We start from the raw sequence: 22885 nt of genomic DNA, 5'->3' as shown, positions 1-22885 counted from the left end.
AGGGATGGAGCAATAATGACACAAACAAAAGTAACTGTTGAAAAAGAATTTTTAGAATATGTAAAAAAGATGGTCCACATTAATGAAGCAATCGGCCTCATGTATTGGGATCTTCGTACAGGCGCACCTAAAAAAGGTGTTGAACAACGTTCTGAAGTGATAGGAACATTATCCTCTGATGTATTTGCGATGTCTACGTCTGAAGAAATGAAGAATTACATCGAAGAACTTTCTAAGTCAGATGTACAGAACTCTTTGTCTGATGTTACGAAAAAAACGTTACAAGAAGTGAAAAAAGATTATGAGCGTAACGCAAAGATTCCTCCAGCAGAATTTAAAGAATACGTTATTCTTCAATCAAAAGCAGAAACAGTATGGGAAGAAGCCAAGAACGCCAATGACTTCTCCTTATTCCAGCCGTATTTAGAAAAGCTTGTTGATTTCAATAAGAAATTTATCGGTTATTGGGGCTATGAAGGGAATAAGTACAATACACTTCTAGATATGTATGAGCCAGGAGTTACTGTTGAGATTTTAGATGAGACCTTCTCAAAACTACGCGATCGAATCGTACCATTGCTTCAGAAAGTAAAAGATGCAGGTCAACCTGATACAAAGTTTTTATTCGAGCATTTTCCGAAAGAAAAACAAAAAGATTTCAGTTTACATGTTTTAAAAGACATGGGTTATGATTTCGATTCAGGTCGTTTGGATGAAACCGTTCATCCGTTTGCGATCGGATTGAATCCTGGAGACGTTCGTGTAACAACAAAGTATGACGAGAATGATTTCCGTACGGCTGTATTCGGAACCATCCATGAAGGTGGACATGCACTTTATGAGCAAAATATTTCAAATGAGCTAGTAGGGACACCTCTTGCTACAGGTACATCTATGGGGATTCACGAATCTCAATCTCTGTTCTGGGAGAACTTTGTAGGTCGTCACTTTGGTTTCTGGAAGAATCAGTACAGCATGCTTAAGACGGTTTCTGGTTCCCAGTTTAACGGTGTAGAGCTGGAAGATTTCTATCGTTCTATCAACGTGGTAGAGCCTTCACTTATTCGTATCGAAGCTGATGAGATGACATACCCACTTCATGTTATTGTTCGTTATGAAATTGAAAAAGGTTTGTTTAATGATGAGATCGAAGTTAAAGACCTTCCGCGAATCTGGAATGAGAAAATGCAGGAGTATATCGGTGTAACACCTAAGAATGATGCAGAAGGTGTGCTTCAGGATGTACATTGGTCAGGTGGAAGCTTTGGTTACTTCCCATCCTATGCTCTAGGCTACATTTATGCTGCACAGCTAAAACATGCGATGCTGAAGGATATACCTGATTTTGATGCTCTTATGGAATCTGGTAACCTTCTGCCGATCAAAGAGTGGCTAACGAAGAACGTTCACCAATATGGAAAAATGAAGAAACCGATTGAAATCTTAAAAGACGTAACAGGTGAGGGACTGAATCCGGATCACCTGATCGCTTATTTTGAAAAGAAATACAGTGATATTTACCGCTTAGAGAACTAATCACATCCTACCGGCGGGCTCGTCTCGAATGTATTGATCGAGAACGCCGGTTTTTTTACATAAAAAGAAGATGCAACCTGTTTTTTAGGAAGAGTTGAGACGTAGCGACAAGTAAAAGTCATCGTAAAAGTTTAACTAAGGCTGTCTCGAAAAGCTTGGCATCAGCCAAGTTTTCTTTATGAAAATGTTTCATTTGTACAGATTTTGTCTAAAACTATATAAAAAGACACTAGGAGGAGATATTCATGGGAGCTGCAACGACACAAGATATCCAGAACCTTTTAAAATTAAGAAAACGCATTGCTGTAGTCGGACTATCTGATCAACCTTTTCGCACGTCCTACATGGTTTCAGAGTATATGCAGAATGCCGGTTACGAGATCATTCCCGTTAATCCTAATGTCTCAGAAGTTTTAGGGCAAAAAGCGTTTGCAACGCTCGAAGAAATTGATGGTCATGTTGATATTGTTAACGTATTTAGACGCAGTGAGTATTTACCGGAAGTTGCTCGATCGGCAGCAAAAATTAAAGCAGGTTTCTTTTGGGCACAGTTAGGACTTTACAGTGCAGAAGCAGAAGAGATTTTGCAAAGTGCGACGATTCCTTATATTATGGATAAGTGCATTAAAGTGGAACATGCTATGATACGGTAGTAATGAACCACCCGCAATCATACGGGTGGTTTTCCCATGCTATCTAGAAATGTCACTTTTTTATTAAAAAATATTCTTTTCGACACTAAAGGTTTTCAGTCGATTTACCGAGAAATAAGAGGAGAATATACAGACAACAGTAGTATAGAAACAAACGTTCTGCTATTATAGTAGTACTGCAGCAACGCGAAAGGAGCAACACAACTTGGCTAGTAATAAGTCATTAATGGAGTATAACGATGATGCCATACAGGTGCTCGAAGGTTTAGAAGCCGTTCGAAAGCGTCCAGGTATGTATATTGGAAGTACGGATGCTAGAGGATTGCATCACCTCGTTTATGAGATTGTAGATAACGCTGTTGATGAAGCTTTAGGCGGATTCGGTGATTACATACACGTGAAAATTCACAAAGATAATAGTGTTTCGGTATCCGATGATGGGCGTGGTATGCCAACAGGTATGCACAAACTCGGAAAACCAACTCCTGAAATCATTTTTACAGTCCTTCACGCGGGTGGTAAGTTCGGTCAAGGCGGTTACAAAACATCTGGAGGATTGCATGGTGTAGGGGCATCAGTAGTTAACGCTTTATCTGAATGGTTAGAAGTAACAATCCATCGTGACGGCAAGACGTATCGTCAACGTTTTGAGAATGGCGGAAAACCTGAAACAACCTTAGAAGTGATCGGAAATACACGCAAGTCTGGAACGACCGTCCATTTCAAACCAGATCCAACCATGTTTTCGACGATCAACTATAACTATGAAACATTAAGCGAACGATTACGTGAAGCAGCTTTCCTGTTAAAAGGAATCAAAATCGTACTTGAAGATGCACGTAATGGTGAAAAAGACGAGTTTCAGTTTGATACTGGTCTTGAAGCGTTCGTAAAATACTTGAACGAAGATAAAGACTCTCTGCACACTGTTGTAAGTTTTGAAGGTATACAGAACGAGATCGAAGTGGATTTTGCGTTTCAATACAATGATGGATATGCAGAAAACGTATTATCGTTCGTAAATAACGTTCGAACAAAAGATGGCGGAACGCATGAATCGGGCGCAAAAACGGCTATCACTCGAAGCATTAACGAATACGCTCGAAAGACGAACATGTTAAAAGAAAAAGATAAAAACTTAGATGGATCTGATATCCGAGAAGGTTTAACAGCTGTTGTTTCCGTTCGTATTCCCGAAGAATTTCTGCAATTTGAAGGGCAAACGAAGAGTAAACTAGGAACAAGTGAAGCACGTTCTGCTGTGGATGCGGTCGTAGCTGTTAAGTTAGCGTATTTCCTTGAGGAAAATCCTGCAATTAGTGAAATGCTCATCCGTAAAAGTATTAAAGCCGCACAAGCACGTGAAGCAGCACGTAAAGCACGTGAAGATGCTCGTAACGGTAAAAAGAACAAACGTAAGGATTCGATGTTAAGCGGTAAATTAACTCCTGCTACATCAAAGAATCCAGAACGAAATGAACTTTATCTTGTAGAGGGTGATTCTGCAGGAGGTTCAGCTAAGCAAGGGCGAGACCGTAAATTCCAGGCGATCCTTCCACTACGAGGAAAAGTAATCAACACAGAAAAAGCAAAGCTTGCTGATATCTTCAAGAACGAAGAGATCAACACAATCATTCATGCGATTGGAGCTGGAGTGGGCTCTGATTTCACATTAAAAGATGTGAACTACGATAAGATTGTAATCATGACTGATGCAGATACAGATGGTGCACACATTCAAGTTTTATTACTCACTTTTTTCTATCGATACATGAAGCCGCTTATTGAAGAAGGAAAAGTGTTCATCGCACTTCCTCCACTTTACAAAGTAAGCAAAGGGACTGGTAAGAAAGAAGTCATCGAATATGCTTGGGATGAAGACGAGCTTAGAGAAGCACAGAAAAAGATCGGAAAAGGCTACATCATCCAACGCTATAAAGGTCTAGGTGAGATGAATGCTGATCAATTATGGGAAACAACGATGGATCCTGACACACGTACGTTGATCCGAGTAAGAATTGATGACGCAGCCCGTGCTGAAAAACGTGTATCTGTCCTAATGGGAGATAAAGTAGAGCCACGACGAAAGTGGATCGAAGAACACGTTGCTTTTGGCATAAACGAAGAAACGAACATACTAGATAACGAGAACTTGTCAGCATTCTGAGGAGGTTTAAAGATTGTCACTGCTTGAGAAATTTAGAGAGCTGCCGTTAGAAGACGTAATCGGCGACCGCTTCGGAAGATACAGTAAATACATCATTCAGGAGCGTGCATTACCTGATGCAAGAGACGGCCTGAAGCCCGTTCAGCGCCGTATTTTATATGCAATGTTCGCAGAAGGAAACACGAACGAGAAACCTTACAGAAAATCAGCAAAAACGGTCGGTAACGTAATCGGTAACTATCACCCACATGGTGATTCCTCCGTTTATGAAGCAATGGTTCGTATGAGTCAGGACTGGAAAGTAAGAAATGTCCTGATTCAGATGCACGGTAACAACGGTAGCATTGATGGAGACCCTGCAGCTGCCATGCGTTATACAGAAGCTAGGCTATCTGCAATCGCTTCTGAACTGCTCCGTGATATTGATAAAGAAACCGTAGAATTCGCACCAAACTTTGATGATACAACCGAAGAACCGGTCGTATTGCCAAGTCGTTATCCTAATCTATTAGTCAATGGATCAACAGGTATCTCTGCTGGTTATGCGACAGATATACCGCCACATCATCTAGGTGAAGTAATCGATGCGGTTACGATGCAGATTGATAACCCTGATGTTTCTCTTGAAGAATTAATGACCGTGATTAAAGGACCTGATTTTCCAACTGGCGGAATCGTTCAAGGTCTTGATGGCATTAAGAAGGCGTTTGAAACAGGAAAAGGCCGCTTTATCATTCGTGCAAAAACGGAGATTGAAAGCTTAAAAGGCGGTCGCCAGCAGATCGTCATTACTGAAGTTCCTTTTGAAGTGAACAAAGCAAATCTCGTTAAGCGCATGGATGAATTGCGTTTAGATAAAAAAGTAGATGGTATCGCTGAAATCCGCGATGAGACAGATCGAACAGGTCTAAGAATCGTGATCGAGCTTCGTAAGGACGGGAATGCAGAAGGAATTCTAAACTATTTCTTTAAAAATACCGATCTTCAAGTCTCTTACAACTACAACATGGTAGCGATTCATAATAAAACACCGAAACTAATGGGTCTGAAGGCGATTCTTCATTCTTATATTCAGCATCAAAAAGAAGTTGTTACTCGCAGAACACGTTATGATTTAAGAAAAGCAGAAGAACGTTCACACATCGTTGAAGGTTTGATCAAAGCGATTTCCATCCTAGACGAAGTGATTGAAACGATCCGTGCTTCTAAAGATAAACGAAATGCAAAAGACAACATCATTGAAAAGTTTCAGTTTACAGAACTACAAGCTGAAGCAATTGTTACTTTACAGTTGTATCGTTTAACGAATACAGATATCACGACGCTTCAATCGGAAGCTGAGGAATTAGCGAAAAAAATTACGTATCTGCGTTCCTTGTTAGACAGCGAGAAAAAGCTGTTCAACGTGATCAAAAAAGAGATGGCTGAGGTTCAGAAGAAATACGCTGATCCACGCCGTACAATCATTGAAGCAGAAATCGAAGAGATTAAGATCGACATGGAAGTCATGATACCGTCTGAAGATGTTATGGTGACTGTTACAGAAGATGGCTATGTAAAACGCTCTAGTGTTCGTTCATACAGTGCTTCAAATGGTGAACCGCCAGGCATGAAAGATACAGATTCTCTCCTGATGGCGTCTCAGCTCAACACAACAGAAACCCTTCTCATGTTCACGAACAAAGGAAACTACGTCTACCTGCCAGTATATGAGATGCCAGAGATCCGCTGGAAGGACATGGGGCAACACTTAGCGAGCCTTGTTGGTCTAGATAAGGATGAAAGATTGATTAAAGCATACCCGATCAAAGAGTTTGCAGAGAATCAATACCTCATCTTCTTTACAAAGCAAGGTATGGCTAAGAAAACAGAACTTAAGTCTTATAAGGCCACTCGATATAACCGTCCACTTATGGCCGTAAAATTAAAAGCAGATGATGAAGTTGTTGACGTTTCATTAACGAACGGTCAACAAGATGTTTTCATAACGACACATTTTGGATTGGGACTATGGTTTGCTGAAGAAGAGATCTCAATTGTTGGACAAAGAGCTTCTGGAGTTAAAGGAATTAACTTAAAAGCTGGTGACCATGTGGTTAGCGGATTTGCGCTACCAGAAGATCCTGAGAAGGCACAAGTTGTTATTGCCACACAGCGTGGGGCGCTTAAAAAGATGAAGATTTCAGAATTTGAAAAAACATCACGTGCTAAACGTGGTCTTGTGATGGTAAGAGAATTAAAATCGAACCCTCATCGTATTGTAGGTATGAAGTTAATTACAGCCGATGACATACAGTTTGTCTTAGAAACAAGTTCAGGAAAAGTTGAAACGATTTCAGCAGTGAACTATAAGCCAGCTGATCGATATAACAATGGATCGTTTGTTGTGGATACGGGGGAAACGGGTCCTATTACTCGAATTAAATCATTGGTTTCAACCGATCAAACAAAAGAGTAGCGCTTGCTGCTCTTTTGTTCTTTCTTTGGAAGTTTGAAACTTCGCAGTTCGTGGAAGTGGTTGATCTTCGTTCCAGGATACTCGCTTTCCATGGGGCGTGCGGTGAGCCTCCTGCCGCTTTGCGCCATTAAGAGTCTCCACCTGACCGCTCGTCCCATAGGAGTCTCGTACCTTGCACTACGATCAACTTATCAATGAAGCACATAAAAAAATATTAAGATCTTCAACCTTTTGATAAGAACTTCTTTAACTTGTAAATGAAAAGAAAGAAAAAACAACAGGAAAAGTACACAACCAGAGAAATGAGAGATACATAACATGAAGAGCAACACACATTTACTTGGAGGGGTTGTAGCAGGGGCTGCTTATAAAGCATTTACCGATTTGCCTCCGGAGACTCTGCAGCATGAGCTGACTTTTTTTGGTGCTGCTGTTCTTGGCAGTTTGCTACCAGATCTTTGCCACCCTGGATCCTATTTAGGAAAGAAAACGGTTCTTCTTTCAAAAACAATTTCTAAGACATTTGGTCATCGTACTGTCACACATAGTTGGATTATGATCTTATTATTATTTTTATTGCCGCAATGGATAGACTGGCGATTGGAAGAATCTTTAAGCATCGGTTTAGTGGTAGGGGTGCTTTCACATCTGGTTTTGGATGCTGCAACGTCTAGAGGTATTCAGCTTCTTTATCCGCTGCCCATTCGATTTCGTTTTCCTTTCTACACGAAAACAGGATCTAAAACCGAAACAAACATTGCCTCGTTACTAGGATTAATAGCCGCTGTATTGATGATTCATCTCTATATTGTATCTTTATTTTAAGACATGAACTTAAAAAAGGGTTTAATTTACTTCCTCAATGGTAATACAACAAATGTACACACAAAATTGAGGAGTGGTTAAATAATGGCTAAAATTGCAACAGTACTCGCAAACATGTTTGAAGATGTAGAATATACGGATCCAGCAAAAGCGTTTCGTGAAGCTGGCCATGAGGTAACCGTGATCGGATCAGAAAAAGGGGCAACACTTGAAGGAAAGCAAAAGGAAGCACAAGTAACTACGAATGCTGCAATCTCGGAAGTGTCACCTGAAGAGTATGACGCGCTTTTTATTCCTGGTGGATTCTCGCCTGATATTTTAAGAGGTGATGATCAGTTCGTACAGTTCACGAAGCATTTTGCTGATGAAGGGAAGCCCGTATTTGCAATCTGTCATGGACCGCAACTCTTAATTTCCGCTGAGGTATTAAATGGTAGACACATTACAGGGTATAAATCCATTCATGTGGATTTAAAGAATGCTGGAGCTAAAGTTAAGGATGAAGAAGTAGTGGTGTGCGGGGGTAATCTTGTAACAAGTCGCCAACCAGAAGACATTCCAGCTTTTATTCGCGAATCCTTAAAAACGCTACAACAATAACTATTGATAGAAAAACCGTCTAGAACTTGGTTCTAGACGGTTTTTCACGGGTTGAAACTAAATTCTGCACAAAGCGTAAAAGAGGTATGAAAATATAGATAGGATGAAGAACGATGGAATCAAAAGAATTTTTATTGAAAGAACTACAACAGATCGAAAAATGGGAAAAAGATCAAAAAGGCTTGTGGTTCTGGGAGCGCATTACTCGGCTTCCGTTCAAGGTGCTAGATAAAGTGACACCAAAGTTTATTCAAAATAAGATTGGTACACTTCTCGATGAAATTGGTGGGTACATACAAAACGGCGGTCAATATCTAACCAAAGAGAAATCTGTTTTTCAGTTCTACGAAAAACAAACGGGTAGGATAATTCATGAGTTAGCAGATTTTAAAACAATACCCGTTGAAGAAATGAAGAACGTTTCTTTAGAATTAGCAAACAAACGAAAAAGTGCTGCTACCCTACAAGGGGCTAGCACTGGAATTGGTGGCATCTTTACCCTAGCGATTGATATTCCTGCTATATTAGCAATCTCTTTAAAGACCTTACAAGAGATCGCAATCATACATGGGTATGATCCAAACGATAAAGAAGAACGAGTCTATATCCTAAAATGCCTTCAGTTCTCTACGTCTGATTATGTAGGTAAAGAAGCGATTCTTAATGACCTTGCCGCAATTAGTGAGGACGAAATGAAATCAAGAGAAGTTATTTCTCAAATTCAAGGTTGGCGCGAAGTCACTTTAACATTTACAGAATCATTTGGCTGGAAAAAGCTATTTCAGATGGTACCTATTGCAGGAATTATCTTTGGCGCATTTGCGAATCGATCCATGATCAATGACCTTGCAGAAACAGGAACCATGCTTTACCAAAAAAGAAGAATAGTAGAACGGTTAAAGAGTGATACTACGCCCAAATCTATTATTGAATCGAAGTAGATAGAATAGATAAAAAAGACATTCTTAAAGATTAAAGAAATGTCTTTTTTTGATCAAATTCATACAACTTGTAAACATAATTCCGTTTTGAAGGACTAATGAACATGGATGTGGAAAGTACATGTAATACACAAAAGTAATATATGTAAATAGTAGAACGTAAGCAGGTGACGAGAAAATGGAACATATTGATAAAAGAAATCGTTTGGAAGAGAAACCTTTTAGTTATCGAGAAACAAAGGATCAAAACGTATTTATAGATTATTACGGAAAACAAGTAAAAATTCTTAAAGGAAAGGAAGCTGAAAAGTTTTTAAATCGCATAAGAACTGCTGAAAGTGAGATGGCAGAACAGTTAATTATGGCTAAAATAACGGGCAATTTTAAAAGGGGTAATGAACGAAAATCATAAGATTACTTCAACTCCACGAGGTGCACATATTTTATTAAATAATGATTTTGTAAAGCATTCTCATCAAAGTTTTAGGAGTGGAGTAGATGATAGGATTCAATTACGAAGATTATGATGGGTTAGGACTTGCTGAGTTGGTTAGAAAAAAAGAAGTTCAGCCCATTGAATTAGTTGAAGAGTCTATTAAAAGAATTGATACATTAAATCCGAAAATTAACGCGGTTATTAACATGATGTATGAAAAGGCTCGAGTAATGACCACAGATGAACAAAATGGCTTGTTTGCAGGTGTACCAACTCTATTGAAGAATATTTCTCAAGAGATGGAAGGAGAACCGATTACGGCAGGCTCGAAAGCTTTCCTTTCTTACCGGGCAAAAACGGATTCTGAATATGTAAGAAGATTACGAAAAGCAGGCGTTTTAATTCTCGGACAAACAAACGTGCCGGAATTTGCTTTAGTAGCTTATACAGAACCTGTTCAATATGGACCTACTCGAAATCCGTGGAATCTGAACCATACACCAGGGGGATCAAGTGGAGGTTCAGCTGCAGCAGTCGCTTCTGGTATGGTTCCATTTGCGGGTGCGAACGATGGTGGAGGTTCTATTCGGATTCCAGCATCTTATTGTGGCTTGTTCGGATTAAAACCAACAAGAGGTAGGACCCCAGTCGGACCAAATCTTGGCCGCTCATGGCAAGGTGCATCAACTGAACACGTCATAACCCGAACTGTTAGAGATAGTGCAGCCTTGCTTGATCAATTGCAAGGCCATGAAAAAGCAGGTGCCTTCCATACGCCTAGTTTTGAAGGCAGTTTTCTTAATGCGGCTAGCACTCCTTTGACTCGAAAGTTAAGAATTGCTTATTCTATCTCTTCTCCCATTGGAACTGAAGTTCATCCTGAATGTCGAGATGCCGTTATCAAATCTGCAAAATTATTAGAGACTATGGGACATCACGTGGAAGAAGTAGATGCTCCTGTTGATGGATATAAGTTAGTGAAAAGTTATCTTATGATGTACTTTGGAGAAACTGCTGCCACTATAACGTCACTGGAAAGTATTCTAGGTCGGAAAGCGACATACAAGGATGTAGAACCTTCTACTTGGCTGCTAGGTTTGATCGGAAAAGCAACTTCAGCAGAAGAATTTGTACTCAGTATAAGAGAATGGGATAAAGCCGCTCTCCAGATGGAGACCTTTCATGAGACTTATGATATTTACATAACACCCACGACGGCTTTTCCCCCGGCAAAGATTGGAGAGCTTCAGCCAACCACTTCAGAACAATTTCTTATTCGTACTATCGGTCAGATAGGGCTTAGTAGATTATTAAAGAAGGCTGGAATCGTCGATCAGATCGCTAGAAAAAATTTGGCTCGAACTCCTTTTACCCAATTAGCGAATCTAACTGGTCAGCCGGCTATGAGTGTTCCACTTCATCTTACAGGAGAGGGACTTCCGATCGGAGTACAGTTCATGGCGGCTCGAGGTCAGGAGAGTTTGTTGCTGAAAATGGCTGGAGAACTTGAACAATCGGACCATTGGATAGATGTAAGACAAAATCCATTATTTTAAAAACTGCGATACTTCAACCGTTTAGCTAATGCTAGATGGTTTTTTTATTTGGGTAAATGTCTTTTTATTTACATAAGTGACGAGTATTTGTTCATACAATTAAAGTGGCGCTTCACTCTATTTCATCTAATAATTAAACACTTTAGAAGGAGGTAACGTGTTGAAGACGATACTTAAATCATTGAATAATCTAGATTCAATCAATAGCAATCCTTCAAAACAAGATCTCAAGACAGCCCTTTTGTCATTAGATATTGATCTTAAAGATATCGAAACAGAACTGAAGTCCTCAAAGAATAAACCTTATTATAGAAAGCTTTTATATCAAAACGAAGATGTAGAACTTTTGGTAATGAATTGGTCTCAGTTAGAGTGTGCTCCACATGATCACGGATCTTCTCAAGGCTGGATTAAAGTGCTTAGTGGTTGCTCCGAAAATACTGTGTATGAGATTAAAGAAAATGGATTGCCTTCTGAGTTATTTACAAAGACTCATGATAAAGACCAAATTTTTTACGCACCTAAAAAAGGGATTCATAAGATGAAAGCACAAAAGAAAAGCGATCTTGTCACACTTCACCTCTATTCACCACCAATCAGTGGTATGAAGGTATATGATCTTGAAAAATGTTCCGTATGTGTAGTCTCTGATGATTGCGGAGCATGGTGGCCGGATGAGCAACGTCAAAAGTTAAGAGAAATACAGTTGAACGCATAAAAAATGATTAAAGTCCAATTAATGCCAAAGCTTAGTTGGACTTTTCTATTTCTTCCTTACTATCGATCTTCTAAATCTTTCGCAGTAGCACTCAATTCCACCTCTTTCTCATCTTTTAACGTCCCGAATAAGACATCGATAAAAGGAGTAGAAACACCATACCAATAGTTCTCGTTCTTATAATGATGTAAGGTATGTGTTTTTTTAATCCATCTTCCAAATCTGGTCTTAGGCTTCAGCGGACGGTGTGCCACATAATGTTTCCATTCGTAGATGAAAAACATAAACATAAGACCGCTTGCAAAAGACAAGGTGTATGGGATAGACCGTGTGCTGAAAAAAAGAAGAGTGGATAAAAGAAAGAGGCTAGGAACGCTATACCAAATGGGCAAAAACAATAATTTCAAATCATTTGGCTTTTTGTGATGATCATAATGCAATCTTTTTATTAGTTTGAACAAAAATGTATTTTTAGGTGCTTTAATATGAAAGAAATAACGATGTGTGAGGTATTCGCTGAACATGTAAATTAAGATACCTAGAGGGAAGAACAATAAGACATTAATTGTAATTTTCGTTGTAAATAAGTAGCTATTCATTGCTATAAAAATCAACATCATTATTAAGATATCAATATGCAAGAAAAAATCGCCATACATTCCTTTACTCTTCATGTATTTCTCCTCCGTTCATCTGTTTCTTCCAAAGCTGTAAGCTGGTTTTCATCATCGATCGAGCTATCTTTTCAGTTCCTTCAATGTCTCCATTCCATATTGAATCCAAAAGAGCAAAGTAGTATCGTTTAGAAATTAATCGGTGTGAGGGGTTTTCAAAGTATTGTAGTGCCATTCTATGATAAAGGTCATTAAAGCTATTTAAAATCAAGCGATATATGGGGTTTGGAGATAACTGAGCCATATCATGCTGCAAGTTCCAATCAAAAATGGCATAAGAATGAGGTTTATCACTTAATTCATCCAATGATGAGAACAAAGCGATTAATTTTAGCCGGTTATGCTCAGCTGCATCCTTGATATAAGCTGGAGTTAAGGAAATTCTAAGTTCGAGCATATGTTCAATGAAACCACCTGGAATCTCATCTTCAAGTTGCAGCATATCCACGATTGTCATTAAGTTTCCTTGTTTCCAATAATTATTTACTGTGGCTGGGACACCCTTGTGTATAGTGATCCAACCATCTCGTTCTAATCGTTGCAATGCCTCTCTAACTGTTGGTCTTCCTACATTAAAACGGGAAGACAATTCTCTTTCAGACGGCATTGATTCATGGATGCCTATTTTTCCCTCAATTATGGACTGGATAATCTGCCGTCCTACAATATCTGAAGATCTTGTTTTCAAAACGAGTTACACCTCTTTTCTGCTGGTAATACCAATAACTGAATGTGGTATTACCAAATATATGAAGAAAAAAGAGTTTCATGCCTATGCCAAAATCTATTGCTTTAAAAGCGCCTGACTGAACATCCAGGTTTTTTTGTGATTGCATAAAACAGAAGAGAGTTACAAAAGCTGAGAACATCAATTATTTAGAAAGGGGAAAAGAGATGAGCCAGCAATTTTTCAAAAGAAAACGTCATGATTCAACCTCATCAACTGAAAATTACGATCATCTTCATGTATCCTCTGATCTAAAGAAGAATTTAACTGAGATAAAGAATATTCTTGGAAAGAGCATCGATGTAAAAATCGTTGAGTTCTTAGAGATGCCTGTTCCATTTGGGATTTGTTATATTGAAGGCTTAATCAATAAACAACAGTTAGAACTATCTATCATTGAACCGATAAAAAGGTCACAAACTGATCTTAATTCGTTAAAGCCTAATGAACTTATTCATCAAACAGAAATTTCCGCCATGATAAGTCCTTGTCCTCACTTCGATTTAATTATTACTCCCGTTTTAAAAGGGAACGTTATAATCTTCGTTGATGGCATGAATGAGGCTTATTCTATTCCTCTTGAAACTTGGGAGACACGAGGTGTAGAGGAACCTGAGGCACAAACGATGGTAAGAGGACCACGTGAAGGATTTATTGAAACTCTACAGACCAATACAACCTTGCTCAGACGCAGAATCTCAAATCCTACTTTGCGTTTTATGCCTTTTGAAGTAGGAAAGATTACAAAAACAACAATATTAGTTTCATACCTAGAAAGCCAGGTAGATCAAGACGTCTTACAAGAAGTAATAAGTAGGGTATCGAATTTGAATACGGATAAAATCTTTGAAAGTGGCATGCTTGAAGAGTTGATCGATGAGAACGGATACTCTCCGTTTCCTACTTTTCAATCTACTGAACGACCAGATGTAGCAGCGGCTGCCTTGTCTGAAGGAAATGTTGTGATCATGTTCGAAGGGACACCATTCGTTCTGATCACGCCGACAACATTTATTTCGTTTTTTCAAGCCGCTGAAGATTATTATCATCACTTCGATCTTTCGAGTTTCATTCGTGTGATCCGTGTAATAGCGTTCATGATATCGCTTGCTCTACCAGCTGCTTATATCGCAGTTACAACTTTTCATCAAGAGTTGATTCCTACAAACCTGTTAGTCAGTTTAGCGGCTCAAAGGGAAGGTGTACCTTTTCCAGCTTTTGTTGAAGCACTTGTTATGGAAACCATCTTCGAAATTCTTCGTGAAGCGGGTATTCGAATGCCGCGTCCCATCGGTTCAGCGGTTTCCATTGTAGGAGCCATTGTTATCGGAGAATCAGCTGTTGCGGCAGGCCTCGTTTCACCTGCAATCGTAATCGTAGTATCATTAACAGCTATTTCCAGTTTCGTTTCACCATACTATGGTTTTAGTGGTGCTGCACGGTTGTTGCGATTCGTTTTGATGATTCTAGCAGCCACAACAGGCATTTTTGGAATGATATTTTTCATGATCGGCCTTTTGATCCATCTATGTTCATTAACATCGATGGGAAGACCATACTTTACCCCATTAGCCCCTTTTCAAAGTGGAAAACAAAAAGACAGTTTATTACGCCTGCCCTTATGGTGGACACAAACGAAGCTGCATAGAAAATGGGTAAAAAAATCATGAGAAGATGGAAATTAATAGCTGTTATCTTCTCTTTTACATTCGTTTTATCTGGGTGTGCGGGCAGAATAGAACTTAATGAACTACTAATCGTTTCCTCGATAGGTGTGGATTACAAAAAAGATAAAACGATTGTTCATTTTCAAGTGGTGAATCCTGGAGGCACAGCAGGAGGACAAGGTGGTGCACCGTCGGGTGGATCTGGAGGATCAGTCTATACGTATACTGTGGAAGGTGAAACCCTTTATGATGCGGTTGAAAAAGGGAGAAATATACTCCCTCGAAAATTACTTTTTTCACATATTACAAGTGTTGTTATAGGTGAAAAATACGCTAGAAGAAAAGGCATTGCTCCACTCTTTGATTTTATGGAAAGAAATCATGAAGTCCGAGACAATATCATTATGTTTGTTGCTAAGAATTCAACTGCAAAAGATATTCTTTCAATGTATACTCCGATTTTTAAGAACCCTGGAGAGTCATTAAGAAATAGGGTAATGTTAGCTTCGTCTTCAACAGGAATTTCTGAAGGTATTAAAGAAAAGGACGTTGTTCGATGGCGGTATGGAGAATTTAGGGATCCCGTCATTCAAGGGGTAGAGATTGTAAAGATCAGTGACGGTCAAGGAGATACCGCCAATTTAGAAAATATTAATGCAAATGATAAGACCTATCGAATATCGGGATTGGCTGTGTTCAAAAAAGATAAAATGGTGGCTTGGTTGAATAACGATCAAACGAGAGGTTGGTCAATAATCAATCAAAAAGTGAAGGACATCTTCATTTTAAGTCACAAATGCGATAGTCAAAAAGGTAATGTTGGTTTTATGGTAAAAGACGTTGACTCAAAAACGAAGGTTCATATTGAAAACGGTAAATTGAAATATGTTGTTAATGTTAATGGAAAAGCGATCTTACAGGAAGTAACATGCGCAGTCGATGTTGGTGACCCTAATACTCTTTTACAGATGGAGAAAGGAGTAAACCAAGCATTAGCAAGACATATAAAAAGTACTGTGGAAAAGGCGCAGGATAAAAAAACAGATGTTTTTGGATTTGGTAAGTTACTTTACAATAAAGATCCAAAAGTTTGGAAGATATACAAAGAAAAGTGGGATGAAGAGTTTTCTAATGTTGAATTTGAAACAAATGTATCTATAAAACTTGAATCTGTAGGAGCAAGGGTGGAAACGATCCATGAGCAAAAATAAATCCTATCGAATAACACTTACTGTCTTTTGGATCTTCTCAATGATAAACATGGCAACTTTTCTCTCTAATCGAAAATGGCTTCCTTTTACAGATTGGATAAATGCATTATATTCACCACTATATAAACTGATGTTTGGAGGATAAACATGAACCATACTATAAATCGATGGCAGCTTGTTTTAATCGTAATCAGTTTTATAATGGGAAGTTCATTGTTGATGGCACCTAACTTAACTGCGTTTTTCTCTGAGCAGGATGCATGGATTTCTATGTTTTTCGCAGTTATAATCGGTTTGTGCTTAAATGTAATTTGGATTTTGATTCTGAAACGATACCATTTTCGCTCTATCTTCCGAATTACCGAAGTAGCCGGGGGGAAGGTGGTAGGGACGATATTAAATATCCTTATCATCTTTTATGCTCTTCATTTAGCTTCATATGTCGTTCGAAATCTTAGTAACTTTATGATTTCGAACGTCATTCCAGAGTCAAGTCCTTGGACATTTCAGATTATGATCATCTTACTTGCTGTATATTCTTGCTTTTATGGATTGAATAATATTGGGCGAGTTAATGAATTTTTAACCCCTTTTATGATTCTCTTTTTCATTTGTTCATTAGCACTTACTACCAATCAGTTCAGATTTTCACATCTGCAGCCTTATTTTGAACAAGGCTTATTAAAAATATCTCAAGGTGCATATACGACAACGGGATTTCCTTTTATTGAGATCATTCTGTTAGGAAGTGTTCTCACATATGTGAAAAACAAAGACAAACTCTCAAAAAACTATCTATCTGGAATCTTATTTGGTGGAAGTGCTCTCATTTTAACTGTATTTATTGCTGTAGGTGTAGAAGGAGCGTACATGGTCAAACGTCAAAGTTATCCTACATATGAGTTGATGAGAGATATTTCAATCATCAACATTTTTGAAAGGGTAGAGGTCATTATAGGAGTAGTATGGATATTTGGAATTCTTGTTAAGATCGTGATCTGTCTCTTTACAGCATTAAAAGGATTACAGCATCTATCAAAATTCCCAAATTATCATTCATTCTTACTGCCTGCTGGATTGCTAATATGGGCAATGAGCAACCATATTCATACGAATACTATGGAATTCACAGATTTTGTAGGACGAAATTGGACGCTATGGTGGTTTACCTTATATCTGCTCTTATTTGTTGTATTAGGTCTAGGCATTTTACGGAAAAAAGATAAGGATATCGATCAACATTCAGAAAATTCATCTCAATAGTATTTTTTATAATAGTGGGTAAGTGCAAGCAATGGCCAAATGTGCTCATAACTGTGATAACGAATATAGAATGCACCAGGTAAGCCAGCTCCTGTTGGATAGCTGGCTTCTTGTTTAGTTAGCAACCACGAGACAGCTTCCTCCATTTCTGATGTGGGTTGATCGGATATAGAAGTTAGCGCATTAAGTGCCCAAGCCGTTTGAGAAGGTGTACTTTTATTTAAACTGACATATGTTCTCTTTGAATCACTTTCACAGGACTCGCCCCAACCACCATCTACGTTTTGAATCGATATGAGCCACTTCCTTGCTTTTTGAAGGGCTCTTTCATTTTCACGAACTCCACACGATTGTAAGCCTGTAACGGCAGCCCACGTTCCATAAATATAACAAACTCCCCATCGTCCATACCAAGAACCATTGGCTTCTTGATTGGAAAGCAGCCAGTTCACACCTTTTTTGATAGAGTGGTGATTCTGATTCAATCCATGAAAACTGCCTAAAAGCTCTAATGTTCTGCCTGTTAGATCTGGTGTGGACGGATCAATCAGCGCATCTTTTGCATGCTTAATCGGAAGACTGCCAATCAAATAACGATTTGTGTTCTTCTCAAATGCTGCCCACCCGCCATCATCGTTCTGCATGGACAAGAGCCATGACAACCCTTTCTCATAACTAGAATAATAGGAAGAAGATGTGCGACAGTATCGTGCGATCGATCGGAGTGCTACTTGCGTATCGTCAATATCAGGATGCTGTGTGTTACCTATAGAAAAGCCCCAGCCACCAGGAAGTGAATCTGGATTATGAACCGTCCAGTCTCCATACTTATATTGTTGCTGAGAGAGAAGAAATCTAGCTCCTTTTAGTATTTGTGGGTTAGTATGAGGAAGACCCGCTTCTAACAATGTATAGAGAATGAGAGAGGTATCCCAAGTGGTAGAAGGGGAGTTCTGTAAATGTATCGTTCCATCTATCTCGCAAAACATTTTCATCAAACCACTCAGTGCATTTTGAATAATGGTTGATGAACGATCAACACCATTAGAAAGTAAACCATATACCATAAAAATGGTTGTTAGTGCATAGCTAAGAAGTGTACCATCCGGCTCAATATGATATTGAATATAAGAAAGAATATTTTCTTTCTTCGTATTCATGTAAGAGTCTCTTATATTCAACATTGAGAATAGATTGATCCAATCTTCAATGTTAGATCCTTGCTCTGCTATTCCAAAAATTCCAGATAGATCTGACGTATAGCTAGATGTAAGCTTCTTTTTTCCTTCAATCATTAACATGACAGGAGCAAAGTGAGCTCTCGCGTAACTACTGATATCATAACGATTGATGGGCGATGTTTGGGGAAGTGAAAAGAGAATGGCAGGGTCGATAGGCAAATCTGGCCAGTGATATAAACCGTTCATGGCTAAAAAAACTTTAGTGAGAAGATCTGCATTCTTTAATCCTCCATTATTAATAATGAAGTGTTTGGCGTGTAGTAGTGATTCTTCTGTTTGTGTGAGGGACTGTGAATACAAAAGAGCCGTGTAAGCTTGTATGGTCGCAGACAAGTTTGCAGGTTCCTCATCAGGATATAAACGCCATAAACCGTCTTGAGACTGTTTGGAAAGAATTCTTTCTGCTATTCGTTTTATAAGGCTTTCATTCTTATAGTCGATTGTTCGTAACAAAATGAGCATATAGGCATCTGTGATTAGAGAATTCTCAAAGCAATAACACCAAGTACCATTCGCTTCTTGTTGGGAAAGGAGTTTATTACAACGTTTATAAATTTCTGATTCTATCTTCTTTTTTATGTTCAAATTCCTCACCGCACTTTATCCATAGTGTTTACAATGTATGAAACTTAGGGGTTATCCTATGAACATAGGAGTGCAATCTCTGTTCTTTTTCTGTTTAACACGATAAAATCTTTTTAAGAAATAAGTTTGTTTTAGGAGGAATAAGGGTGAGTAATAAAGAACTTGCAACTTTTGCAGGAGGTTGTTTCTGGTGTATGGTAAAACCTTTCGATGAACTTCCTGGAATTCATGGTATTGTATCTGGGTACACGGGTGGAGAACTTGAAAATCCATCTTATGAACAGATTAAAACAGGGAAGACCGGGCATCGTGAAGCTGTCCAAATTACTTTCGATCCAGAGGTTTTTCCTTATCAAAAATTGTTAGACCTGTATTGGCCACAAATTGATCCAACGGATGATGGGGGTCAGTTTATCGATCGGGGTAGTCAATATACAACTGCAATCTTTTATCACAATGAGAAGCAAAAAGAACTTGCTGAACAATCTTTAATGAAATTAGAAGATAGCGGGAAATTTAAAAAACCAATTGTTACAGAAATACTACCAGCTAGTGTGTTTTATGAAGCGGAAGAGTATCATCAAGATTTCTATAAGAAGAATCCAAAAGCTTATAAAGAAGAACGAGAAACATCCGGTAGAGATACTTTCATTCAGCAGAACTGGAAATAAGATAACTGTAATATTATTATGTTAACTAAAAAAAGAGACTTTGTATAGTCTCTTTTTTTTGTACTAGAACAGATATTACAATTTTTCAATTAACCAAATCAAAGCATTTTTAGCTTCGGTAGGAGACATACCATTTGAAACATTTTTTAACGCCGCTCGCCAAAGAGAAGAGAGAAGCACTTCAATACCTGGTATATTTTCATTTAGTATTTCTTGAAAAAGCTTGGCAACAAGATCTTCATTTAAACTAAAGTCTGGTTCACATAATAATGTACAAACATTTAACTTAACAGCAGCATTAAACCCAATAATCATAGATGATTTTAGAGATTCCAGGGGATCTTCATGGACTTCAGAAGCAGCCTCCATTCTACTCGTAATTCTCCTTTCGATCTCCTCACGAACAACTTTATACAATTCTAATTTATTTCCAAAGTGATGGTATAAAGCCCCCGTTGTTACCCCTATATTTTGAGCCAGTTGTTGAACATTCACTTTTTCATATCCTTGTGTACCGAAAGCTAAAATGGCTTCTTGTAGAATTTTCTCCCTTGCAGAACTGGGAATTGGAATATTTGATTTCATGCTCACAATATAACATATTGACACGGATGCGTAAATGAATTACGATTTACGTAAATCATTTATGTGTAAAAATATGGTATAGGAGGAACGGAATTATGAAATTAGTTTTTCATTCTCAACCCGTTAAAGATATGAAAAGTGCTGTTGCTTTTTACAGGGATATTTTAGGAATGGAAGAAGCTTGGAGGGAAGGGAATCATACCGTAGCATTTAAAGCAAACACTGATACTCAAATCCTACTAGAAGATGATGAGGTTGAACGTGAGTTTGGTCCAGGGAGCGTATTTTTGGTGGATAACGTAGATGCGTATTTTACATCGAATCAAGAGGCTCTAAATTTTGTAAAAGAGCCTTGTGATATTCCGCCTGGACGATATGCTATTTTCACAGATGATTCTGGAAATCCTATACGGATAATTGACATGTCTAAGCAATAAAAACCTTGTTTCGATACAAGACTTCTCACTCTATATCCAAAGGCGAGTGTAATCTATCATCTTGTGTGTCTATATAAAGTTTATTGCTGCTAGTAAGTAATGCGTATACGACACTTTCAACTGTAAGATTACGTTTCTTCAGCTCTAGTAGTAGCCACTCTTTAGAAATGTTATTTTCTTTTAAGTTGTTCTGTAGAATTTCTCCATCCATCATCAACTCTATAGGGAGCTTCACATCTTCTTTTACGATATGTAAATCTTTACGTGTGACAGTAAGAAGTTCTTCTTTTTTCTTCACAGAGAGAAGGCCGTTATTTTCAACGAGGGCATAATCAACATCATCGATCGAAAAGATATCTTTCTGCCGAAGCTGTTGATTTAAATAATCAAGTGTATAACGCATTTTCTTCATGTTATTTTCTAATATTTTCCCGTTCTCGATCACTACTGTTGGATCTCCAGCCACATACTTTCGAGCTCGTTTACTCTTTAAAGAAATAAAGGCTGAGAGATAGATTAAAAGAACAAAGATCAATAACACAAGAAAGATGTAACGTGCTTTTACTTCTAGAGCAAACGCTAAGTTCGCAGTAACAGAACCGAGTGTAACAACTGCGATAAAGTCAAAAATCGTCATTCTAGATACGGTTTGTTTTCCCAAAATCCGAGCAGCAAGGAATATAGATAAAAAAGCAACTACAGATCGAATGATTATATCAAAATAAGGGTTCACTTGTGTCACATCCCAATAGAGCGTTTTAACTACATTATTCTTTTTATCCAACTTAGTGAATTTTAAGTCGAAATAAAAAAAACGCACAGGATCATTCCCGTGCGTTTTCGTGTTTCATTTATTGTTCTTCTTATACTGATTCAGCACATGAACCATACCTTCTTCAATTAATTCATTCGCTGGTCTATCAAGCTTCTTAGCTAATGCCTTAATTTCAGTGTATAGGGATTGGCTCAATGTAGTATTCACATTTTTACGATCATGATTTTTTTTTCTTATTTCACTGGTATACATAGTGATACCTCCAACAGGAGTCTTCTTCATCTACTTCAACAGTTTATCATAATGTCACCGAGGTATTATGACTATTTTCTTTGTCTTGCAGCATAGGGATAGATTGGGTCTTTTAAATGAAATTCATAAGTTTCACCATCAACGATGCCCACTACTTTCTCACTATCGTATAAATTAAGTAAGAATTCAGCCATCTCTTTACTTGTATGAAATTTTGGAACGGTTCCTTCGTATTGAAAGTTCTCAAGATCCATGGAACGTTTCGCAAATTCCGTCTCAGTAGCGGCCGGAGCCAATACTTTTGCTTGCATAGCCTGTCCTTTACCTTTTAATTCCTGTGCGAGTCCTTCTGTAAAGGCACTCACATAAAATTTGGATGCACAATAAGTTACAGCATCCGCAACGATCGTGTAGCCTCCACCAGATGAGATGTTGATAAGCTGTGTTCCTTCCACATTCCCATAATCTCTAACGTAAAGTGAAGAAAGAACGGTTAATGCTTCAATATTTAAGTGAAGCATTGCTTCAATCTTATCTAATTTTTGTTCTCCAACCGAAGCAAAGTTCCCGAAGCCTGCATTGTTAATCCAAGTTTCAATTTCATATTTCTTAAGACTTTCGTAGAAATCATGTGCATTCGAAATTATAGATAGATCAACGGTTTGTACCACAACATCCAATTCTGGATACTGAGAGAGCACGTTTGATTTCAGTTGCTCTAATTCCTCTGTTCTTCGAGCTGCAATTATTAGATTCTTACCTCTAGCGGCAAATGCAAGTGCCGTTTCATATCCAATACCTGAGCTTGCTCCTGTGATGACGGTGTATTTCATTCTTGTCACTCCTTAAATAAATGTTTTGGTAATTGTTCTTGTGTTTTATTATACTGATTAGAGTAAACTCTAAG

The 22885-nt window shown here is 38.2% G+C and carries 23 protein-coding genes; 16 read left to right on the top strand and 7 right to left on the bottom strand.

Features of this window, described 5'->3' with window-relative positions:
- Window positions 1-15 precede the first annotated feature (15 nt).
- From ABE65_RS10200 to ABE65_RS10155, 10 genes are all read left to right on the top strand, one after another.
- The gene (locus ABE65_RS10200; protein ID WP_066394360.1) at window positions 16-1536 is read left to right on the top strand and encodes a carboxypeptidase M32; all 1521 of its coding nucleotides are present in this window, start codon (window positions 16-18) and stop codon (window positions 1534-1536) included.
- A 245-nt stretch (window positions 1537-1781) separates the two neighbouring features.
- Entirely contained in the window at window positions 1782-2189 is a 408-nt protein-coding gene (locus ABE65_RS10195) for a CoA-binding protein (RefSeq protein WP_066394352.1), read from the top strand.
- 226 nt (window positions 2190-2415) lie between these two features.
- Window positions 2416-4356 (top strand): DNA topoisomerase IV subunit B, encoded by a 1941-nt coding sequence (gene parE, locus ABE65_RS10190; protein ID WP_082861567.1) that lies wholly within the window; start codon window positions 2416-2418, stop codon window positions 4354-4356.
- Window positions 4357-4369: 13 nt separating this feature from the next.
- Entirely contained in the window at window positions 4370-6814 is a 2445-nt protein-coding gene (gene parC, locus ABE65_RS10185; protein ID WP_066394347.1) for a DNA topoisomerase IV subunit A, read from the top strand.
- A gap of 318 nt (window positions 6815-7132) precedes the next feature.
- Window positions 7133-7639 (top strand): metal-dependent hydrolase, encoded by a 507-nt coding sequence (locus tag ABE65_RS10180; protein WP_066394345.1) that lies wholly within the window; start codon window positions 7133-7135, stop codon window positions 7637-7639.
- An 84-nt stretch (window positions 7640-7723) separates the two neighbouring features.
- The gene (locus ABE65_RS10175; RefSeq protein ID WP_066394343.1) at window positions 7724-8239 is read left to right on the top strand and encodes a type 1 glutamine amidotransferase domain-containing protein; all 516 of its coding nucleotides are present in this window, start codon (window positions 7724-7726) and stop codon (window positions 8237-8239) included.
- Between the two features lie 113 nt (window positions 8240-8352).
- The gene (locus ABE65_RS10170; protein WP_066394341.1) at window positions 8353-9180 is read left to right on the top strand and encodes an EcsC family protein; all 828 of its coding nucleotides are present in this window, start codon (window positions 8353-8355) and stop codon (window positions 9178-9180) included.
- A gap of 178 nt (window positions 9181-9358) precedes the next feature.
- Complete coding sequence (locus tag ABE65_RS10165; protein ID WP_066394339.1) at window positions 9359-9592, top strand: hypothetical protein; 234 nt, start codon at window positions 9359-9361, stop codon at window positions 9590-9592.
- Between the two features lie 86 nt (window positions 9593-9678).
- Complete coding sequence (locus ABE65_RS10160; RefSeq protein WP_066394336.1) at window positions 9679-11172, top strand: amidase; 1494 nt, start codon at window positions 9679-9681, stop codon at window positions 11170-11172.
- A 160-nt stretch (window positions 11173-11332) separates the two neighbouring features.
- A complete protein-coding gene (locus tag ABE65_RS10155) occupies window positions 11333-11890 on the top strand; it encodes a cysteine dioxygenase (RefSeq protein WP_066394334.1) in 558 nt (185 codons plus the stop codon).
- A gap of 59 nt (window positions 11891-11949) precedes the next feature.
- Here the strand turns inward: ABE65_RS10155 and ABE65_RS10150 are convergent, their stop codons facing one another.
- A complete protein-coding gene (locus tag ABE65_RS10150) occupies window positions 11950-12564 on the bottom strand; it encodes a sterol desaturase family protein (protein WP_066394331.1) in 615 nt (204 codons plus the stop codon).
- Complete coding sequence (locus ABE65_RS10145; RefSeq protein ID WP_066394329.1) at window positions 12554-13252, bottom strand: GntR family transcriptional regulator; 699 nt, start codon at window positions 13250-13252, stop codon at window positions 12554-12556. Before ABE65_RS10145 ends, ABE65_RS10150 begins: the two co-directional genes overlap by 11 nt.
- A gap of 206 nt (window positions 13253-13458) precedes the next feature.
- Between ABE65_RS10145 and ABE65_RS10140 the strand changes: the two genes are divergently transcribed.
- The 4 genes from ABE65_RS10140 to ABE65_RS10130 are packed head-to-tail and all read left to right on the top strand — an operon-like array spanning window position 13459 to window position 17432.
- A complete protein-coding gene (locus tag ABE65_RS10140) occupies window positions 13459-14961 on the top strand; it encodes a spore germination protein (protein ID WP_066394325.1) in 1503 nt (500 codons plus the stop codon).
- Window positions 14958-16169 carry a Ger(x)C family spore germination protein gene (locus ABE65_RS10135; RefSeq protein WP_197480352.1) on the top strand — a complete coding sequence of 404 codons (1212 nt, stop codon included), beginning with the start codon at window positions 14958-14960 and terminating at the stop codon, window positions 16167-16169. The genes ABE65_RS10140 and ABE65_RS10135 overlap by 4 nt, the downstream gene beginning before the upstream one ends.
- Window positions 16156-16314 (top strand): hypothetical protein, encoded by a 159-nt coding sequence (locus ABE65_RS21850; RefSeq protein ID WP_156499150.1) that lies wholly within the window; start codon window positions 16156-16158, stop codon window positions 16312-16314. The genes ABE65_RS10135 and ABE65_RS21850 overlap by 14 nt, the downstream gene beginning before the upstream one ends.
- 2 nt (window positions 16315-16316) lie before the next feature.
- On the top strand, window positions 16317-17432 hold the full coding sequence (locus tag ABE65_RS10130) for a GerAB/ArcD/ProY family transporter (RefSeq protein ID WP_066394321.1): 1116 nt from the start codon (window positions 16317-16319) through the stop codon (window positions 17430-17432).
- Here the strand turns inward: ABE65_RS10130 and ABE65_RS10125 are convergent.
- Window positions 17426-19258: a terpene cyclase/mutase family protein gene (locus ABE65_RS10125; RefSeq protein WP_197480351.1), complete on the bottom strand. Its 1833-nt coding sequence runs from the start codon at window positions 19256-19258 to the stop codon at window positions 17426-17428. The two genes, ABE65_RS10130 and ABE65_RS10125, sit on opposite strands and share 7 nt — an antisense overlap.
- Before the next feature lie 146 nt (window positions 19259-19404).
- Here ABE65_RS10125 and msrA point away from each other — a divergent pair, with 146 nt between their 5' ends.
- Window positions 19405-19929 carry a peptide-methionine (S)-S-oxide reductase MsrA gene (msrA, locus tag ABE65_RS10120; RefSeq protein ID WP_082861377.1) on the top strand — a complete coding sequence of 175 codons (525 nt, stop codon included), beginning with the start codon at window positions 19405-19407 and terminating at the stop codon, window positions 19927-19929.
- Window positions 19930-20004: 75 nt separating this feature from the next.
- Here the strand turns inward: msrA and ABE65_RS10115 are convergent, their stop codons facing one another.
- Window positions 20005-20514 carry a TetR/AcrR family transcriptional regulator gene (locus ABE65_RS10115; RefSeq protein ID WP_066394319.1) on the bottom strand — a complete coding sequence of 170 codons (510 nt, stop codon included), beginning with the start codon at window positions 20512-20514 and terminating at the stop codon, window positions 20005-20007.
- A 95-nt stretch (window positions 20515-20609) separates the two neighbouring features.
- Between ABE65_RS10115 and ABE65_RS10110 the strand changes: the two genes are divergently transcribed.
- Entirely contained in the window at window positions 20610-20951 is a 342-nt protein-coding gene (locus ABE65_RS10110; RefSeq protein ID WP_066394318.1) for a VOC family protein, read from the top strand.
- 25 nt (window positions 20952-20976) lie between these two features.
- Here ABE65_RS10110 and ABE65_RS10105 read toward each other — a convergent pair whose 3' ends face one another.
- The 3 genes from ABE65_RS10105 to ABE65_RS10095 form a co-directional block, all read right to left on the bottom strand.
- Window positions 20977-21684 (bottom strand): DUF421 domain-containing protein, encoded by a 708-nt coding sequence (locus ABE65_RS10105; RefSeq protein ID WP_066400007.1) that lies wholly within the window; start codon window positions 21682-21684, stop codon window positions 20977-20979.
- A gap of 114 nt (window positions 21685-21798) precedes the next feature.
- Window positions 21799-21978 carry a hypothetical protein gene (locus ABE65_RS10100; RefSeq protein ID WP_066394315.1) on the bottom strand — a complete coding sequence of 60 codons (180 nt, stop codon included), beginning with the start codon at window positions 21976-21978 and terminating at the stop codon, window positions 21799-21801.
- Window positions 21979-22049: 71 nt separating this feature from the next.
- The gene (locus ABE65_RS10095; RefSeq protein ID WP_066394314.1) at window positions 22050-22811 is read right to left on the bottom strand and encodes an SDR family NAD(P)-dependent oxidoreductase; all 762 of its coding nucleotides are present in this window, start codon (window positions 22809-22811) and stop codon (window positions 22050-22052) included.
- Between the last annotated feature and the right edge of the window lie 74 nt (window positions 22812-22885).

Origin of the sequence: Fictibacillus phosphorivorans, assembly GCF_001629705.1 — a bacterium.
Classification (GTDB): domain Bacteria; phylum Bacillota; class Bacilli; order Bacillales; family Fictibacillaceae; genus Fictibacillus; species Fictibacillus phosphorivorans_A.
Note: the sequence above shows the minus strand (reverse complement) of the source record. Positions and strands in the feature narration are given on the sequence as shown.

Excerpts from the sequence above, each read along its gene's own strand:
- ABE65_RS10150 (WP_066394331.1), bottom strand. The coding sequence starts at position 12,564 with ATGAAGAGTAAAGGAATGTATGGCGATTTTTTCTTGCATATTGATATC.
- parE (WP_082861567.1), top strand. The coding sequence starts at position 2,416 with ATGGAGTATAACGATGATGCCATACAGGTGCTCGAAGGTTTAGAAGCC.
- ABE65_RS10160 (WP_066394336.1), top strand. The coding sequence starts at position 9,679 with ATGATAGGATTCAATTACGAAGATTATGATGGGTTAGGACTTGCTGAG.
- ABE65_RS10095 (WP_066394314.1), bottom strand. The coding sequence starts at position 22,811 with ATGAAATACACCGTCATCACAGGAGCAAGCTCAGGTATTGGATATGAA.
- ABE65_RS10100 (WP_066394315.1), bottom strand. The coding sequence starts at position 21,978 with ATGTATACCAGTGAAATAAGAAAAAAAAATCATGATCGTAAAAATGTG.
- ABE65_RS10140 (WP_066394325.1), top strand. The coding sequence starts at position 13,459 with ATGAGCCAGCAATTTTTCAAAAGAAAACGTCATGATTCAACCTCATCA.
- ABE65_RS21850 (WP_156499150.1), top strand. The coding sequence starts at position 16,156 with ATGAGCAAAAATAAATCCTATCGAATAACACTTACTGTCTTTTGGATC.
- ABE65_RS10195 (WP_066394352.1), top strand. The coding sequence starts at position 1,782 with ATGGGAGCTGCAACGACACAAGATATCCAGAACCTTTTAAAATTAAGA.
- ABE65_RS10135 (WP_197480352.1), top strand. The coding sequence starts at position 14,958 with ATGAGAAGATGGAAATTAATAGCTGTTATCTTCTCTTTTACATTCGTT.
- ABE65_RS10110 (WP_066394318.1), top strand. The coding sequence starts at position 20,610 with ATGAAATTAGTTTTTCATTCTCAACCCGTTAAAGATATGAAAAGTGCT.
- ABE65_RS10175 (WP_066394343.1), top strand. The coding sequence starts at position 7,724 with ATGGCTAAAATTGCAACAGTACTCGCAAACATGTTTGAAGATGTAGAA.
- ABE65_RS10165 (WP_066394339.1), top strand. The coding sequence starts at position 9,359 with ATGGAACATATTGATAAAAGAAATCGTTTGGAAGAGAAACCTTTTAGT.
- ABE65_RS10170 (WP_066394341.1), top strand. The coding sequence starts at position 8,353 with ATGGAATCAAAAGAATTTTTATTGAAAGAACTACAACAGATCGAAAAA.
- ABE65_RS10115 (WP_066394319.1), bottom strand. The coding sequence starts at position 20,514 with ATGAAATCAAATATTCCAATTCCCAGTTCTGCAAGGGAGAAAATTCTA.
- ABE65_RS10180 (WP_066394345.1), top strand. The coding sequence starts at position 7,133 with ATGAAGAGCAACACACATTTACTTGGAGGGGTTGTAGCAGGGGCTGCT.
- ABE65_RS10200 (WP_066394360.1), top strand. The coding sequence starts at position 16 with ATGACACAAACAAAAGTAACTGTTGAAAAAGAATTTTTAGAATATGTA.
- ABE65_RS10130 (WP_066394321.1), top strand. The coding sequence starts at position 16,317 with ATGAACCATACTATAAATCGATGGCAGCTTGTTTTAATCGTAATCAGT.